We start from the raw sequence: 15,920 nt of genomic DNA, 5'->3' as shown, positions 1-15,920 counted from the left end.
GAAGCCACTGACGCCCCGGGGGCCGCAGTTGCCTGACTGCGGAATGGGGTTAGCGCAAGGTCACGCCGCGATCAGATCAATTGCCGGTTGACCCGCACTGGGGGACTAAATGTTTCTTCGCATCCTCGATCGGCTTGAGGAACTGCTGATCATGACATTGATCGCGGCCGCGACCGTGATCATTTTCATTGCTGTGGCACATCGCTACCTCGTCGGCATCCCGTTCTTCTATCCGTTTTTGTTCCCGATCCACCTGTCGTGGGCGCAGGAGCTGTGCATCTTGATGTTTGTGTGGATGGCGAAGTTCGGCGCCGCCTACGGCGTGCGGACCGGCATCCATGTCGGCGTCGATGTGTTGGTGAACCAACTCGACCCGCCCTGGCGCAAGACGGTGGTGATGTTCGGTCTGCTCTGCGGCGCGCTCTTCACATTTGTGGTCGGCAGCATGGGCGCGAAATTCGTCTACGGGCTGATGTACACCGATCAGGTGACGCCCGATCTCGAACTGCCGAGCTGGATCATCTATCTCTGTGTTCCGCTCGGCTCCTATCTGATGTGCTTCCGCTTCCTGCAGGTTGCTCGCAAGTTCTGGCGCACCGGCGAACTCCCACATCATGACGAGACCGACGTGGAGGGGATCGATCCCGAAGCCGCCGCCGCCAGCGCCGCGAGGATCATCCGATGATCGCTGCCATTATTTTCGGACTGCTTGTTGTGCTGATGCTGACGGGCATGCCGATCTCGATCGCGCTCGGTCTCACGGTGCTGACGTTCCTGTTTTTCATGACCAACGTGCCGATCGAATCCGTCGCGCTGAAGCTGTTTACCGGCATCGAGAAGTTCGAGATCATGGCGATCCCGTTCTTCATCCTCGCCGGAAATTTCCTCACGCATGGCGGGGTCGCCCGGCGAATGATCGAATTCGCGCGGACGATGATCGGCCATTGGGCCGGCGGACTGGGCATTGCAGCCACGATGGCCGCCGCGCTGTTTTCAGCGGTGTCGGGGTCGTCGCCGGCAACCGTGGTGGCCATCGGCTCGATCATGCTGCCGGCCATGCTTTCGGTCGGTTACCCGAAGCGCTTTGCCGCGGGCGTCATCGTCACCGGCGGCGCGCTCGGTAACCTGATTCCGCCTTCGATCATCATGGTGATCTACGCAGTATCGACCAGCGGCGCGGTTTACTTCGGTCCCGCCGGCGAGAAGGTCTCTTCCGCCTCGGTCGGACAATTGTTCATGGCCGGAATGGTACCGGGTGTGATCCTTGCCATCATGCTCTCCGCCACCACCTGGTATCGCGCGTGGAAGAACAACTATCCGCGCATACCGAAGGCAACCTGGGCCGAGAGCTGGCACGCCTTTCGGGAATCAGCCTGGGGCATTTCGCTGATCGTTATCGTGCTGGGAGGCATCTATCTCGGCTGGTTCACGCCGACGGAAGCCGCCGCCATGAGCGCCGTCTACGCGTTCCTGATCGAGATGTTCATCTACAAGGACATGAAATGGAAGGACGTGCCCAAGGTTCTTCTGATCTCGGCCAGCATGAGCGCGATGATCCTCTACATCGTCACCAACGCGGTGCTGTTCTCGTTCCTGATGACCAGCGAGCAGATCCCGCAGGCGATGTCGAACTGGATCACGAACAGCGGCATCAACTGGATCACGTTCCTGCTGGTGGTGAACCTGCTGCTGCTGCTCGCCGGCAATGTGATGGAGCCATCCTCGATCGTTCTGATCATGGCGCCGATCCTGTACCCGATCGCAGTCAAGCTCGGCATTCATCCGGTGCACTTCGGCATCATCATCGTGGTCAATATGGAAATCGGCATGTGTCATCCGCCGGTGGGGCTCAATCTCTACGTCGCCTCCGGTATCGCGAAGATGGGGATCACCGAACTCTCCATTGCCGTGCTGCCGTGGCTGATCACGCTGCTGATTTTCCTCGGCCTCATCACCTACATTCCGGAACTCTCGCTGTGGCTGCCGCGATTGCTCGGGATGCTGTGACAAAAGAATTCTGAAGTGTGTTCCATCGTGAATGCATATTCAGAAACCGAACACATCCGGAAAATATATGGCCAAAGCGTAAGTTGAAGCCGCGGCAGCGCAGGATCATCTTCAGGTGACTTTCCAAAGGAGGTTGCCATGAAGAAGATCTTGCTCGCCGGTGCCGCTGTCGCCGTGATCGCCGGTTCCACCGCGGTCTATGCCCAGCACCGTCCATGGATGCATCATCACGCCCGGATGAATCCGGAAGACCGCGCTGCGTTCGCCGATGCGCGGATCGCCGCGGTCAAGGCCGGGCTCAAGTTGACGCCGGACCAGGAGAAGATGTGGCCGGCGGTAGAGAGCGCAGTGCGCGATTTCGCCAAGCTGCGGATCGACCGCGCCAATGCGCGCATGGAAGAGCACAAGAACCGCGACGACGACGCGAAGCGGACCGACGCGCCGGACAATCCGGTCGCCCGCCTGCAGCAGCGCGCCGGCGACATGGCCACCACGGCCGCCGCGCTGAAGAAGATCGCCGATGCCGCCGACCCGCTCTACAAGACCCTCGATGATGGCCAGAAGCGCCGACTGGCGGTGCTGACCCATATGGACCGTCGCTTTGGCGGCGGGGAGGGCGGCTGGCGTCATCGCGGCCCGCGGCCGGGCTATGAGCGCGGCAGCTTCGAAGGCGAGGGATTCGGCCCTCCCGGCGTCGATCGCCCGCGTTTCGGCGATGACGACGATCGCGGTCCCGGCGGCCCCGGCGACAGATTCGACCACGACGCCGCACCGGGCGCCGAACGGCTCTGATCCGGAGCAGTTTTCCACGGTCGCAATGACGAAGAAGCCGCTGAAATCCAGCGGCTTTTTCGCATTTTTGCGATTGCGAAAAACGGTGCAATTTTTGTGACAGCGTCGCTGGACATCCCCGGATCGCTTTGCTAAACGACGCCGTCCCCACGGGGATATCCGGATCTGGATCCGGGCGCATAGCTCAGTTGGTAGAGCAGGTGACTCTTAATCACCGGGTCCTAGGTTCGAGCCCTAGTGCGCCCACCAATCAAATCAAACACTTAGCCTTTTCGCGAAGTGTCATTCCGACACCAGCTTTGTGGCCTATTCCGACAAATTCCCCTTCTTTGTTCTCAATGCCAATCGCTTACGTGCACCTTCGCGTTGTTGATCAGGCGTTTCTTGCGCATATCTGATCATGGTGCCCGCGTTCTTGTGACCGCTCAATGAGCGCAGCTGCGCTTCGGTCAGTCCAGCATTTGCACCTTCAACATTCCCGCCGTGGCGAACGCCCATAAATGTTATGGTTGAATCCAGCCCTGCCTTTTCTCGTACCTCGGCGATGCAGTGACGAAAGTAGTCCTGCTTCCATGGCAAAAAAATCTTCCTGTTGCGATCAGGCTCGTCACGGGTGACGATTAACAGCCCATTTCTTGGTGTAGAATCCAGCCTTGCCGTCAACTCCGGATAAAGCGGCGATCCGTCATCATCAAACAAAGGCAGATCGTGAAGTACCTTTGTCTTATGGTGGAAAATCCGAACGCATTCTGGTGCGTCGGCTGGCTTGTAGTGGCTCCAACTGAACCGCGTAAGAATGTCCACTTGGCGCTGGAGCCAATGAAACGCGATCATCGCAGCCGTGCCGATAGAAGGCATTTTCAGTTCGTCGGCGGCTTTGACAAAGGCTTTGAGCTCTTCGTATTTGACGGGACGCGTACGCTTCGGTGTGTATGAAATCTCCATCTTGGTGAACGGATTCTCGGCCGGCACTAAGTTTGGCGTTGAGCGGTAAGCAACTCCCCACGCGCGTCGAGCAGCAACCATGACTCCTTTCGCGGTTCGCGTTCGTTCGGATCCGTCGGCGTTGGTCTTGATGCGATCGAACAACGCGTCAGCTGTTCCCGGTTTAATGCTTGGAAGCTTCAAGTCACCGAAGCATCGGCCATCTTTGAGAGGGTGCGCTGACGCAATCTTCAGCATCCGATCTTGATACTTGCGATACTCGGCCGATTTGCCGGTATATTGTGGAGACTTCTTGAAGCTTGATACCATCCAATCAAATGTTCCGACTTGCAAAGCCGATTGTTTCTCAGTCGGTGTTTCCCGACCGCGCCAGGCGTCGAACTGAGGATTTAGCACTTCATCGCAACGCTTCTTGGCAGCGCCGTAATCTTGCCCGAGGGCCTCTGGCTTCACATTACAACCTGCGTTCTTAGCCCATGTTGGTATAGCCCAATAATAGGCGACACCCTTATTCCCTAACGGTTTGCCTCTCATCAACTTGGGCCATCCAGCTGGTTTGCGCGGTTTCATGCGATAAGATCCGTTGCGTCTTCAACAATTTCAGAAATTTCGAATTTGAGATTGTGCCTGCGGGCGATGTCCGCTGCGAGTTTCAATTGGTGCCATTTGGGAAGGCAGCCGGGCGTTTCTGCCGGCGCGCAATAGATTCTTCGGCGCACCTTTGTGAGAAATGCTTCAACGCTCGGCTCGCCGCAAAACGCGGCAGCCATGTCAGACATCATCTCAAGTGGCCAACCACCTGGAGGAAAGCGAACGGGACGAGTCATTCTTTTTCACAAACATTCGGTTCGAAATAGGCAGCCCAGCGGATGAAGGGTCGCTAAGCCAAACGATCGCACTTGCTTGAGGTCGGGCTTCACGCGACCGCCCGGCGCGCCCTCAAAGTCCTGCAGTGACGCAACGAATTCCTTGGCAGTGTCTATCGTCGGCACATAGTCTATTGTCGTTTGATGAAGTAATTCTCGGATGGGCTCGAACACCGGATTTAGAAGGTCCCGACCTGGAACAAGTTCGGCCCGTTCTTGAAATGCGCTGATGGTTACCCGCGCCTCCGGAAATGGAAATCTCATTTCGATTGAAACTTCGATGACGTCATCCTGTGGATCAAAGCGCGTGTCGACCGAAGTCCTTCCAGCCTTCCAGATGTCTTGAACTCTTTCAAAGCGACCACGCGCAATTTTATCAATTAGCGCGGCTGTGGCATCTTGCAGCGAATGGCCTTCGGCAAGTTGGTCTAAATCCCACAGTTCAGGGTAGCTCACGGGGTAGATTTGGTCGGTGGCCTGCAAGTCAGCGTATCGACGATAGTGAATGACGGTTTCGGCGATCGCAGGTCCCGAGATCGGCGTCGCCGCTACGGCGAGCAGCACCGCTGCCGCATCGTTGCAACTCACACTGGCGGCCCGGCCGCGGCCGGAGAGCTGCCGATATCCCTCTTTAACTAACAGCCTATCCTGCATCGCAACCGTCGCCCTGGGTATGCCTAGATGGCGGGAAACCATGTCGATGACTGAGGCAGGGGGGATAGGCATGCATTTTGACTCCGTTTATCTGCTTTTTAATCAGATAAAACGGCCTGTCAAGTTCATCTGATTAAAATTCAGATGAACGTCTTAGAGCTCGGTGACGGTGCTCTGCGATGCTGTGAGCGGCGAACGACCGATAAGGCAACATTATCACTCGTTTTTATTAACCATAACCTGGGGCGGTTTGGGCAGATTCTATGGCGCAAAGCGCCGCGGCGACCTACGCTGCGGCATGTCCTCCCGCGTCCGCATGATTCCCGCATCGCCCCGCCGCTTCCCGCCGATGCCGGGCTGGGCGCGGCTGCGCGATGTCCCGGGCGGTGCCGACGATGCGCCATTTGTGGCCGGCGCAGCGCTGGCGGCGCTGCATCCGATCGCGCGCGACGAGCATCTGCTCGGCGCGTTGTGGCGTCAGCGCCTCGCGCTGACATGCGCTGCCAGGCTGGCCGGGCAGGGCGGTCGCAGCGAAGACGAAGCGATGCTGCGGGATCACTGGTATCTGCGCCAGAGCAGCGATGATCCGGGTCCCGCCGGCCGGCTGCTCGACGCCTGGCGCCGACTCGGGACCGGCAAGGCGCTCACGCTGAAGGAGACTTGGCCAACGATGCTGCCGGCGCTGCTGGCGTGCCGCGACGACGAAGCGCTGCAGGAGGGGATTGCATGTGCCCTGGCGCAGTGCATCGGCGGCGGCAATCCGGTGCAGGCCGCCGCGGCAACGGCGGCGATGAGCTTGCGGCTGCGACCGGATTGCCGGCCGCTGGCGCTGTGGCTGGCCGATGCCGTGCTCGCCCATCACCTCAGCTGGCCGGCGCCGGTGCCGCTGCTGGCGGCGCATCTCACCGGCAATGGTCTGCGCCGGGCAACAATTGACGGCGATGATCAAGGCTGGATGCAGGTCTGCAGCCTGGCTTATGCGCGCGCCGCCGCGGCCGCATGGGATCGCTATGCCGAGCTCGGACACCGCGCCGATCGCCTGCTCGGCGCGGCGCCGAAACTGCGCGGCAAGGATGCCGACACCATGGTGGCGACCTTGCTCAGCGAGGACGCGCAACCGGCGCGGGGAGGGCAGACCGCCAGCGATCGTTCCAGCCGACGGCTGTTCGAACGTCTGGTGTCGCTCGGCGTCGTCCGCGAACTGACCGGCCGCCCCACGTTCAGACTGTACGGGCTGTAAGATGGGACGCCGCGCCAAAGCCAAACTCACGCTGGACACCACACTCACGGATCTGCCGACCGCGCTGCGCTGGCGCGAATGGATGGGCCGCGTCGAAGCGGTGATCTTTGCATCGCGCGAACCCGTCACCCGCGCCATGCTGGCGAAGGTCGTCGGACCCGATTGCAATCTCGATCTGATCATCGACGACATCCAGGCCGAACTGCGCGGCCGCCCCTATGAGCTGGTCGCCGTCGCCGGCGGCTGGCAGCACCGCACCCGCAAACAGTTCGCCGACGCGATCCGCACCGCGACCGGGGTAGGGGAGCCGGGCAGCGCGCTGTCGGCGAGCGAGATGCAGGTGCTGCTGTGTGTGGGATATTTCCAGCCAATCACCCGCGCCGAGCTGGGGAAATTTTTCGGCAAGGAGATCAGCCGCGATGTCATCGGGCATCTGCGCAGGCTGGATTTGATCGGCTTTGGTCCCCGGGCGCCGCAGCCCGGCGCACCCTACACCTATGTGACGACCAAGACGTTCCTGACGCAGTTCGGGTTCGATACGTTGCGCGACCTGCCGGACATCGAGGCGCTCGAGGACGCTGGACTGCTCAGCAAGGACAAGCTGTTCGCGGGTGACCTGTTGCCGGATGAATTCATCGATGAGGGCGGCGAGTATCCGAAAGCTTCGGGTTAGCGCAAAAGCGCGAATCTAGCTAAGCGATCGCGCCCCTGACGGCGAGTTCGCAAAGCTTTAGCTTTATAAGCCTTGCAAGAGCATCGGTGTCAGGAAGTGCGAGCAGTTCAGCTGTCGCTATCACAATAAATTTCCGCTTTTCCTTCAACGCGTGCGCAACCGTTAGGTGCGCTGCTGTCAAATGAGCTGCGTCCCCCGTAATTCCTAGCGGTGAAATCAGTATTCCAAAGTCGAGGCCGTGGTTCTTCAACTTCGTATCGAACCAACTCACTTCGTTGCTGCTTACCGCACTGGACCAGTTCTTAGCTTCGATTAATATGGTATAAGGCAGGAAACTGAAACCGTTGCCGTCCTGATCATTCCACAGTGCAACATCGATTTCTTCAGTATTGAACTGGTTCATCACATTTCGATGGGTGATCGAAATCCCCGGGACGAGCCCAAATAGGTAACAGATCAAATCTTCTAATGCGCGGCCCTTAACTGCCGCATTAGGCGCATTTGCGCCCGTGTCGATGAAGCCTTGCAATATTGTCGTGTCGATGGGGGGCATTAAAGATCCCCTCCATGAACGCGTTGGTTTCTAAGTCTCAAGATCGCGTCGTCGAAAGAGCCTTGCCTAAGCGAGGAAAGTAGAGACTCGACCGAGCTGATTAGTATCGTTGGCGGCAAGCCTTTGATGTTTGATATGTTAAAACGGGCCTCGCCGTAGAGCAGCAGACCCCAAATATTTCCCCGCTCGGCAACGGCCTCTGACAGGCGCTTAGCGGCTTGTTGAAGGGCAGCCGGTCCAGCGAAGCGGGTCTTCACTTCGATCAGAAGCGGGTTGCCGACGAACGACTGCAGACCATCGGACCAAACAGCAATATCGAAACCGCGATCGTCAGGAGAGTTTGTCGATTCCGCGACAATGTCCGTCCCGGACATCTTCAGAGCTTCGACGATCGAGCGCTCCAGTTGTCGCGGATCGGTACGTTCGGTAGCAATCTTTGTGTCATGAATAAAGCGGTCAGTATCAAGTCCGAGCGAAGAATGCCCTCGTTGCGGCGGAGTCCTATGGAAGCTTTTACGCTCTGGGGCTGCTGTTATCTGGTCAAGCGCGAACCCTATGGCCTTTCTATTATATAAAGTCGCGCGAACGATAAGCGCCGCGTTGAATGTTGCCGGTATTGTGCTTTTCGGCGGAACGATCAACATAAGTTGCCGGTTGAAAGCCGCGGCTTGGCCAAGTTCGAATAGCACCCAGTGGGACTGCTTTTCCGATGTCATGACGCCGATGACGAGGTCAGCATTCTGAATCTGCGAGCGGATAAGCTCGGCTATTGGTTGTCCAAGGGCACGCTCATCCTGCGGCACCGTCACCGCTATACCGCGGGCCGACAGTTCACCACGCAGTACGTTTAGATCTGCTCCGGCTTGACTCGATATGAAGCAGGTTCTGATCCGTCCCATTTCCATCCCAATAGTTGTAGAGAGCCTAGCTGTTCGCGTGCCACGCTAAAAGCCCCTGGCGGGCCTTATGTCGCGAAGAGAAGAATATATACCGAGCTGTTGGCAGGTAATTGCCTTGCAGCGACTCGAACACTCAACTAATAGTAGAACAAGCAAAAACGGCCGAACGGCCGACCAAAATATTACGAGGAGACGAAGATGGCTGATAAAGTTGTATTCATTGCGTTTGCAATCGAAGATAAAACACAACGTGATTTTCTAAAGGGTCAGTCGCTTCATCCGAGGCAGCCATTCGAATTCATCGATATGTCAGTGAAGGAGGCGTACGACTCCGGGTGGAAGGAAAAAGTCCGCACGCGCATTCGGCGCTCAGACGGGGTTATCATACTCGTAAGCAAAAACTCCAAAAATTCCACAGGACAAAAGTGGGAAATCGAATGCGCGAAAGAAGAGAAGAAGAAAATTCGCGGCATCTGGGCATACACCGACGATCGTACGACAATAGACGGGGTCTCTACCGTCGCTTGGAACGACAAGAACATTACCGATTTCATCGACTCGCTCTGAGCTGTCCATGCGAAAGGCGCTTGTCATAGGGGTCGATTACTACACAAATTTCAAACCATTGAAGGGATGTGTGGCGGACGCCCGCTCAGTCGCCGAAGTGCTGGAGCGACACTTCGGTGGCGCGGTTAATTTCGCGACGCCCAAATTGCTGTTGGCCGCAGATCATTATTCGCCGGTCAATCGCGACGTTTTGCGGCAATCAGTGAAGGAGCTTTTCGAGGGCGATGCGGAAATCGCGTTGCTATACTTTGCGGGGCACGGACACATTGAAGAAACGGGCGGCTTTCTTTGCGCCAGTGACTGTCGTGATGGCCATGAAGGCCTGCCCTTGTCTGATGTCATGACGTGGGCGACCGCATCAAAAGCAAAAAACAAGATTGTCATTCTGGATAGTTGCCATGGCGGCATTATCGGTGATGGTGCGGTAAAAAGGGGATTATCTGAGATTGGCGAAGGGATGACGATCCTCACCGCCTCGACGGCTGAGCAATATGCATATGAGGGCGCAAACGGTGCGCCTGGCATTTTCACCAATCTCTTGATCGATGCGCTTGATGGCGCCGCTGCTAATTTGGTCGGGGATGTGACGCCTGGCAGCATTTACGCTCATATCGACCAATCACTTGGCCCATGGGCGCAGCGGCCCGTGTTCAAAACCAACGTGCAAACCTTCGTATCCCTGCGGAAGGCAGAGCCTCCGATTCCATTGGAAGACTTGCGGGCATTGGCCACGCACTTCCCGTCATCCGGTTACGAGTTCAAACTTGATCCGGCCTACGAACCAGAAAGATCGGAAGAACAGAAGAAAGATCAGAACATTCCAATGCCCGACCTCGCGAAGACGGAAATTTTTGCCGTCTTGCAGCGTTACGTGAGGGTCAACTTGGTTCGTCCTGGTGGCGCAAGTAGGCCTCACATGTGGCATGCGGCCATGGAATCAAAGTGGTGCAAGCTGACTGTGCTTGGCGAGCATTATCGCGATCTTGTTGCGAAAAAGCTCATTTGAAATGAGCCTCTGATGCATCGAAACAAAATTGAAGATGCCCTGAACAATCTGGTCGAGATTTTGGCCGCAAAAGAACACGAGCGCTGGTCTCATTGGCAGAAATATATGCATTCGCACGGCATTAAACAAACCGATGGGTCAGTATTGATGCCTGCCGATCTCGTAGCGAGATGGGAGCAGCAGATGAGCACTGAATATTGCTGTTTGACCGAGCAGGAAAAGGAAAGTGACCGCGATCAGGTTCGGAAATATCTTCCGGTCATCGCTGATGCGATTTCGAAAGCTTCGGATTGATAACTATGGAAAAGTTTGACACGTTCAAAGACCACTTCCTATCGCTTTACCAATCAGCTGTCAGCGATGTCGCACGTAAGATTGATGAAAAGCCAACGCTGACCTCACGCGCGGCGCTGCAACGATCTGCTAGAAGTGTCCTGCCTGATGTTGCTGCTGACATCGCTCGTCGAGAGTTTGCGCGTCAGCGCGGCTTGCCCGTCCCGCCGATCGGCATGACCACACGGGAGCTCACCAAACCTGAAATCGCAGCAGTCTGCGCTAACTTGGCCTTCCAATATCTCAAGGCTCGCCTATCGAACGACGCGGTTGCACTGTCGGAACTGAACGATGAATTTAAGGCAGGCACTTGCGACCCGGCCTGGCTGAGCACGATTGATGAATACGTTCAATATTTCGGAAAAGGCGGGGGTCGAAACGAAATTCCGTACATTCGTGCCGCAACGGTCGGCGCCCACATCATCGAAATTAAGCCAGACGCCAAGATCGCGATCGTAGGTGACTGGGGCACCGGCGCGCAGCCTGCACTTCGCGTACTTAAGCATATCGCGGATGATAAGCCGGATGTCTTGATCCATCTCGGCGACATCTATTATTCAGGAACGCCGCTGGAATGTGAAACGAACTTTTCTGACCCCGTCAATCGAATTGTGCGTGCTAGCAATCCGGACACGAAAATATTCACGCTCTCAGGCAATCACGACATGTATTGCGGAGGTGTCGGCTACTACGAGCTCATTAAAACGCTCAATCCCGCTCCATTTGTTCAACCCGCCAGCTTCTTCTGCCTGCGCACGTCGGACCTCCGGTGGCAATTTTTGGCAATGGACACCGGGCTGCACGATTACAGCCCCACCAGCGTTGCTGAAACAATCACCTATTTGGAATCTGATGAACTTGACTGGCATGTTCAGCGCGTCAATGAATTCCCCGGCAAGACTATTCTATTGTCGCACCACCAGCTTTTTTCGGCCTTCTCCGCAATCGGTTCAGCCCCCAACGGGCAACGTTCGTCGTTAAATCCAAAACTTTACGAAGCGTTTCAAAAACTGAACCATTCGAACAAGATTGCCGCATGGTATTGGGGCCACGAACATACGCTGAGCATTTACGATCCCTATGCAGGGCTTCAACGGGGCCGGTGCTTGGGCCATGGCGCTGTCCCGACCAGCACGGCTGATAGAATTTATCGGCCGTTACCCGATTTGACTGATGCCCCCTCCATAAAAGATCGAACGCAACTTGCTCAAGTTGGTGGCGTTTATGCCCATGGCTATTCGGTGCTTGCACTTCAGCCTGATTTTTGTTCAGCCACCTATTTTCAGGACATGGCCGGCCGGAAAAATCAAATGTTCGAAGAGCGCATAGATTGAGGCGTTGATCGCCTCGTGACGGGAGTGGCTCTTTAGCTGGCTGCCAATTGCGCAGGTGGATTCAAGAGTTCGAATAGCCTGCGTCCGCGGCGACCGATCAGTTGTTCCAAGCTCTCCGGTGAGAGTCGCTTCAAAGCAGCTTCAGTAAGGTGGCCTGCGCGATATATCGCAAGCAACTCACCGCGATTTAGGACTAGTGGCAGCTCTATCAGCGGTAAAGCCTCTGACGGCAAGCCTAGCTCAAGCCGTTTCAGTAGAATCTCGATAGCTTCCGGTGTCTCGGCGCGTTCGAGTACGATAGCCGCGATGCGCAAAGCGGAGTCTAGGAGAAATCGAGCGCCATCCGCGTAACCTTGTACATCGCCGTGACCAACCCGGACAAAGGCGTTGCTGGAGTATTTACTCTCGATTGCGTTCGTTGGCACCCCCGAAATCCAATCATTCACGACCAGCGCGCGCTTACATCTAGCGTAAAATTCTCTGTCACTGGTGGCGCGGTGACGTAGCGAACGTGCGACGCCAAAACCGAAACGACCGCTGGCTTCCTGCTGCCATTTTGCTTCGCCGTTACGCATCTGCGGTGTGTAATCTTCATCGCGTTCTGGCAACGACTCTACAAGTACAACCAGGTTTTCAATGGTGGCGTCCGCGGAAGACGTCTGGCGGACGATTTCTACAAGTCGCATTGCGGATTCCAGCCGCAATGGGGATTCGCCACAGGCGCGACCAAGCATCGTGAGCCGCAGCTTTTCACCCTCTTGCTCAATCAAACCATCGGCAATCATTCGATTAAGTAAGCGCTCAAGTGTCTGCGTCATACGGGCGCGCCATTGTGGATCGCGCATCGCCGCTAAGAAACCTCCGTACGTGTTTGCAATAAGATCTACGACTGACGTGCCGGGGATGTCCTTCACCTGCGCAAGAAGACGGATGACCCACGTGCCGGGCTCATTTTCATCGAACGACGAACTAATAGCCTCTGGCCGCCCTTCGACGTAGCGTTTAAAGAGCGCATTGCGTTCGGCTCCATTCTCGGCGATCGCAATCGCTTTGCCTTCGGCCTCAAATCCAAGACGTCCGGCGCGGCCAGCCATATTCTTGAACTGCGCGATGGTATACGGTGTAGGTTGGGCGCCGGGGAACGCAGTCTCTACTATGATGACGGTTGACGCTGGCGTGTTGATACCAGCAGCCACAGTGCTTGTAGCCACAAGCACGTGAATGCCTCCGTCCGTGCGACGAAAGCCACGTTCGACAGCAACTCGTTCATCACGATTCAAATCACTATGGTGAAAAGCGACGCCCCCGTGCAGCGCATTGATCAGACGTGGCGACATTGTTGACGGATCGCCTTCCGGCAGAGCATCGATAACGCTTTGCGCGGGACCAAATCCAAGTTCCCTTGCGAGATATTCCGCACACCCAGCCGTGGAGCCTCGCGCATTGCGAAAAACAATTATTTTTTCGCCGTTTTTTACGAGATGCCGAACGAGCGGGACAATGATGTCTTGAGAGGAAGGCTTCTGACCGCGTTGCTGAATGGCCGCGCGGTCCAGTAATTGTGCGGAATGCACGCCAATTGCATCCTTGTAACTCCACGACCCGGCCCTATCGAGCACGCCTTCCGTCAATGGGACTGGGCGGACGGTAGTCATAAACAGTCCGCAGTTGAGCCACCGATCGAACCCATTTGTGTTGCCGATAACAGCACTGAGGGTAATGAGTTGCGGCGCAACGCCACGCTGTCGAGCGCTAACGAGACCAGTCAGCAACAATTCCACCACCATACCGCGGCCCGGCTCGGTAATGAACTGCGCTTCATCTAAAACCACCAATCCAATCTGATTGAGGACATGCGGCATAGAAACGGCGATCGACAGAAACTTTTCGTAGGTAAAAAACGCAATGTCATATTTGCCGCGCAAGACATCCGCAACTTGGTCCTGCCAGTCTCCGCTGCAGCGGGCAACACGTAGGCCGAGTTTTTCGCCATAAAGCGCAGAGAAATCTTCGTACTTTTCGTTGACCAGCGCCTTGTAGGGCAGAAGAAAAACGGCCTTACGGCCTTCCGCGATTGCTTTAAGAGCTGCCATTTCGCCGACGAATGTTTTGCCCGCGCTTGTCGGGGCAATCACGAGCAACGAGTGTCCGTCGAGAACGCCATGGTCGTTAACGGCGGCGATTTGGAGCGGGTTCAGGCCGTTTTTGAATTGTTCGGCCCATGCAGCTACGGCCTCTTGCGGCAAACCGTAGGCAGCAAGTTCTTCAATTTTGCCCGTGGTCTTAATCGAAGCGTATTCGGGGAAGGCCGCGCGATAGTTATTGCCCTTTCGGCAAGCCGGGATGGAGAATTCACCTTCGACGAGCCCGAAGAGGGTAGGAGTTTGTTCGTAACCGAAACGTGCGGCATCCGCGCGAACAAGTTTGACAACTTCGTCTACCAATCCAACGAGACTCACCGGCTGCCGCGAATTGATCAGGCAGCCGAGAACGGCTTTCGTGAAAAGTCCGTGTCGCGTCTGCGGATCTTCCAACGCGGGTTCACTTGGCGACGACGCCGCAAAGAGGATCCTTCCTTTTCCTGATACCTCGGCCAGCGGAATTACAGGGTCGCGCGGCGCCAAACCGATGTTGAGAACTCGAGCCGTCGCTCCGCCGCTAAAGCAGCAGTCGAGCAATAGAAGCACGGCACGTGCCCTGGATTCACGAAAGCGTGTAGCAAGGTCTTGCATACTAAGCGTCGTACCGACCAAGTCTGCTGCTTGCGTATCGGCAAGAACAAGCCGGTGGTCAGGTGTTCCATGGCCTGCGAAACTCAAAATGACGGTGTCTTCTGGCCCCGCGGCTCCAAGCGTCAGGTCCAGCACGGAACTCACGGAAGCGAGGGTCGCGTGCTCGTTGACGAGCAATGAGTTGGTCATTCCAGGAATAGAATCCGACAGGACAGCCCATAGCGCTGTGGCGTCCCGAACAGCTCCATTGAGGTCGCTGACGAGCGGGTCGGTATATCGGTCGATTCCAATAAATGCCGCGCGTATCATCGCTGAACGGTCCACTTCCCAAAATACCTTGAACGACACGAAGGGTATTCAGCCAGTGGCTTCCGCGCAAATGGATTTGCGCATGAAGCGAGCGTGTTTGGTCGCGGCTGTACGTAAGCTGGTGGGCCCGGTCGGACCCGAATCCGCAACCGGACTGTTATGAACGGACAGACTGCAGCAGATGCAAGATAGGTCGTATCGGTCGGGGTCGCGGGTGCAGGACACATTCCATAACACCCGAAGTACGAATGTCCGGTGCTGGCGGTGCGTTGTCAAAGCGCCCGTGGAAAAGAACCCGAGTATCTATCTCACCGAACGCCTAAGCGAATCGTCCGGCATCCTCGAAGGAAAGACGCGGATCGCGCGGATGCAGCGACGCGGGATCGCCGATACCTATGCTGCAGATGAAATTCGATTTGACGCGTGTGCCGTGAAAGAAGGTTTCGTCGACGGCTGCGTTGTCGAACCCCGACATCGGCCCGCAGTCGAAGCCTAACGCGCGAGCAGCCATCATCAGATAGGCTCCCTGCAACGCCCCGTTGCGCGCCGCATTTGCCTCGGCCACAGCCGCGGATGCGAAATGCTCATATATGCGCTCTGGGGCGTGCGGCAGGAGTTTGGATAGCTGCTTCGCAAAATCCAAATCGTAACCGATGATGGCGGTTAGTGGCGCCGCTAGGATCTTCTCCCGATTCCCATCCCACGCGAGTTCGGCGAGCTTGGCCTTGCTTTGTGGGCTGCGAACTCAGACGAACCGAGCCGGGCAGGAATTCGCCGAAGTCGGACCCCATTTCATGAGGTCGTAGATCTCGCGCGTTTTGTCCTCGCTAAGAGCATCACTGGTCCAGCTGCGGTAGGTACGCGCCGACCGGAACAATTGGTCAAGCGCGTGGGATGTCAATTTGCGTTTCACGTGTCCCCCCTATGGTTGCAAGCGGTCTGGATCGATGTTGGGTTGGTTGCCCTGCTGGGAAGGGGGGGGAATGGATTCCGAATTTGGCGGGCTGAAG

Annotated in this window: 15 protein-coding genes, 1 tRNA gene and 1 pseudogene; 10 read left to right on the top strand and 7 right to left on the bottom strand. The window is 56.7% G+C overall.

The window, feature by feature from the left end; all coding sequences use genetic code 11:
* Positions 1 to 109 precede the first annotated feature (109 nt).
* The 4 genes from AB8A23_RS25415 to AB8A23_RS25400 all read left to right on the top strand — a co-directional run bounded on the left by AB8A23_RS25415 (position 110) and on the right by AB8A23_RS25400 (position 3,048).
* A complete protein-coding gene (locus tag AB8A23_RS25415; protein ID WP_068738416.1) occupies positions 110 to 685 on the top strand; it encodes a TRAP transporter small permease in 576 nt (191 codons plus the stop codon).
* The gene (locus tag AB8A23_RS25410; protein ID WP_068738414.1) at positions 682 to 2,007 is read left to right on the top strand and encodes a TRAP transporter large permease; all 1,326 of its coding nucleotides are present in this window, start codon (positions 682 to 684) and stop codon (positions 2,005 to 2,007) included. The genes AB8A23_RS25415 and AB8A23_RS25410 overlap by 4 nt, the downstream gene beginning before the upstream one ends.
* A gap of 138 nt (positions 2,008 to 2,145) precedes the next feature.
* Entirely contained in the window at positions 2,146 to 2,799 is a 654-nt protein-coding gene (locus AB8A23_RS25405; RefSeq protein ID WP_439057726.1) for a Spy/CpxP family protein refolding chaperone, read from the top strand.
* Between the two features lie 173 nt (positions 2,800 to 2,972).
* A tRNA-Lys gene (locus AB8A23_RS25400) sits at positions 2,973 to 3,048 on the top strand.
* Positions 3,049 to 3,105: 57 nt separating this feature from the next.
* Here AB8A23_RS25400 and AB8A23_RS25395 read toward each other — a convergent pair.
* The 3 genes from AB8A23_RS25395 to AB8A23_RS25385 form a co-directional block, all read right to left on the bottom strand.
* A complete protein-coding gene (locus tag AB8A23_RS25395; RefSeq protein ID WP_439057727.1) occupies positions 3,106 to 4,314 on the bottom strand; it encodes a hypothetical protein in 1,209 nt (402 codons plus the stop codon).
* Positions 4,311 to 4,514, bottom strand: coding sequence for a hypothetical protein (locus tag AB8A23_RS25390; protein ID WP_439061204.1), 204 nt, complete (start codon positions 4,512 to 4,514; stop codon positions 4,311 to 4,313). Before AB8A23_RS25390 ends, AB8A23_RS25395 begins: the two co-directional genes overlap by 4 nt.
* A 63-nt stretch (positions 4,515 to 4,577) precedes the next feature.
* A complete protein-coding gene (locus AB8A23_RS25385) occupies positions 4,578 to 5,264 on the bottom strand; it encodes a hypothetical protein (RefSeq protein WP_439057729.1) in 687 nt (228 codons plus the stop codon).
* A gap of 298 nt (positions 5,265 to 5,562) precedes the next feature.
* Here AB8A23_RS25385 and AB8A23_RS25380 point away from each other — a divergent pair, with 298 nt between their 5' ends.
* Both AB8A23_RS25380 and scpB read left to right on the top strand, forming a co-directional pair.
* Positions 5,563 to 6,504, top strand: a complete 942-nt coding sequence (locus AB8A23_RS25380) for a DUF1403 family protein (RefSeq protein ID WP_439057730.1) — start codon at positions 5,563 to 5,565, stop codon at positions 6,502 to 6,504.
* A 1-nt stretch (position 6,505) separates the two neighbouring features.
* Positions 6,506 to 7,177 carry an SMC-Scp complex subunit ScpB gene (scpB, locus tag AB8A23_RS25375; protein WP_439057731.1) on the top strand — a complete coding sequence of 224 codons (672 nt, stop codon included), beginning with the start codon at positions 6,506 to 6,508 and terminating at the stop codon, positions 7,175 to 7,177.
* Between the two features lie 19 nt (positions 7,178 to 7,196).
* Here scpB and AB8A23_RS25370 read toward each other — a convergent pair whose 3' ends face one another.
* Both AB8A23_RS25370 and AB8A23_RS25365 read right to left on the bottom strand, forming a co-directional pair.
* Complete coding sequence (locus AB8A23_RS25370; RefSeq protein ID WP_439057732.1) at positions 7,197 to 7,730, bottom strand: restriction endonuclease; 534 nt, start codon at positions 7,728 to 7,730, stop codon at positions 7,197 to 7,199.
* Positions 7,730 to 8,629, bottom strand: coding sequence for a hypothetical protein (locus AB8A23_RS25365; protein WP_439057733.1), 900 nt, complete (start codon positions 8,627 to 8,629; stop codon positions 7,730 to 7,732). The genes AB8A23_RS25370 and AB8A23_RS25365 overlap by 1 nt, the downstream gene beginning before the upstream one ends.
* A gap of 198 nt (positions 8,630 to 8,827) precedes the next feature.
* Here AB8A23_RS25365 and AB8A23_RS25360 point away from each other — a divergent pair, with 198 nt between their 5' ends.
* The 4 genes from AB8A23_RS25360 to AB8A23_RS25345 are packed head-to-tail and all read left to right on the top strand — an operon-like array spanning position 8,828 to position 11,869.
* A complete protein-coding gene (locus AB8A23_RS25360; protein ID WP_439057734.1) occupies positions 8,828 to 9,196 on the top strand; it encodes a TIR domain-containing protein in 369 nt (122 codons plus the stop codon).
* 7 nt (positions 9,197 to 9,203) lie between these two features.
* A complete protein-coding gene (locus AB8A23_RS25355; protein ID WP_439057735.1) occupies positions 9,204 to 10,202 on the top strand; it encodes a caspase family protein in 999 nt (332 codons plus the stop codon).
* 12 nt (positions 10,203 to 10,214) lie between these two features.
* Positions 10,215 to 10,496: a hypothetical protein gene (locus AB8A23_RS25350; protein WP_439057736.1), complete on the top strand. Its 282-nt coding sequence runs from the start codon at positions 10,215 to 10,217 to the stop codon at positions 10,494 to 10,496.
* A 5-nt stretch (positions 10,497 to 10,501) separates the two neighbouring features.
* Complete coding sequence (locus tag AB8A23_RS25345) at positions 10,502 to 11,869, top strand: metallophosphoesterase family protein (RefSeq protein WP_439057737.1); 1,368 nt, start codon at positions 10,502 to 10,504, stop codon at positions 11,867 to 11,869.
* Positions 11,870 to 11,901: 32 nt separating this feature from the next.
* On the opposite strand, the gene AB8A23_RS25340 is transcribed toward AB8A23_RS25345, so the two are convergent.
* Both AB8A23_RS25340 and AB8A23_RS25335 read right to left on the bottom strand, forming a co-directional pair.
* Positions 11,902 to 14,949, bottom strand: a complete 3,048-nt coding sequence (locus AB8A23_RS25340; RefSeq protein WP_439057738.1) for a DEAD/DEAH box helicase — start codon at positions 14,947 to 14,949, stop codon at positions 11,902 to 11,904.
* Positions 14,950 to 15,229: 280 nt separating this feature from the next.
* Positions 15,230 to 15,823: pseudogene (locus AB8A23_RS25335) on the bottom strand (malonic semialdehyde reductase).
* Positions 15,824 to 15,920: the final 97 nt, after the last annotated feature.

It is taken from the genome of Tardiphaga sp. 619_E2_N8_4, from assembly GCF_051810905.1.
Classification (GTDB): Bacteria; Pseudomonadota; Alphaproteobacteria; order Rhizobiales; family Xanthobacteraceae; genus Tardiphaga; species Tardiphaga robiniae.
This window is presented reverse-complemented; position numbering and strand designations above follow the sequence as displayed.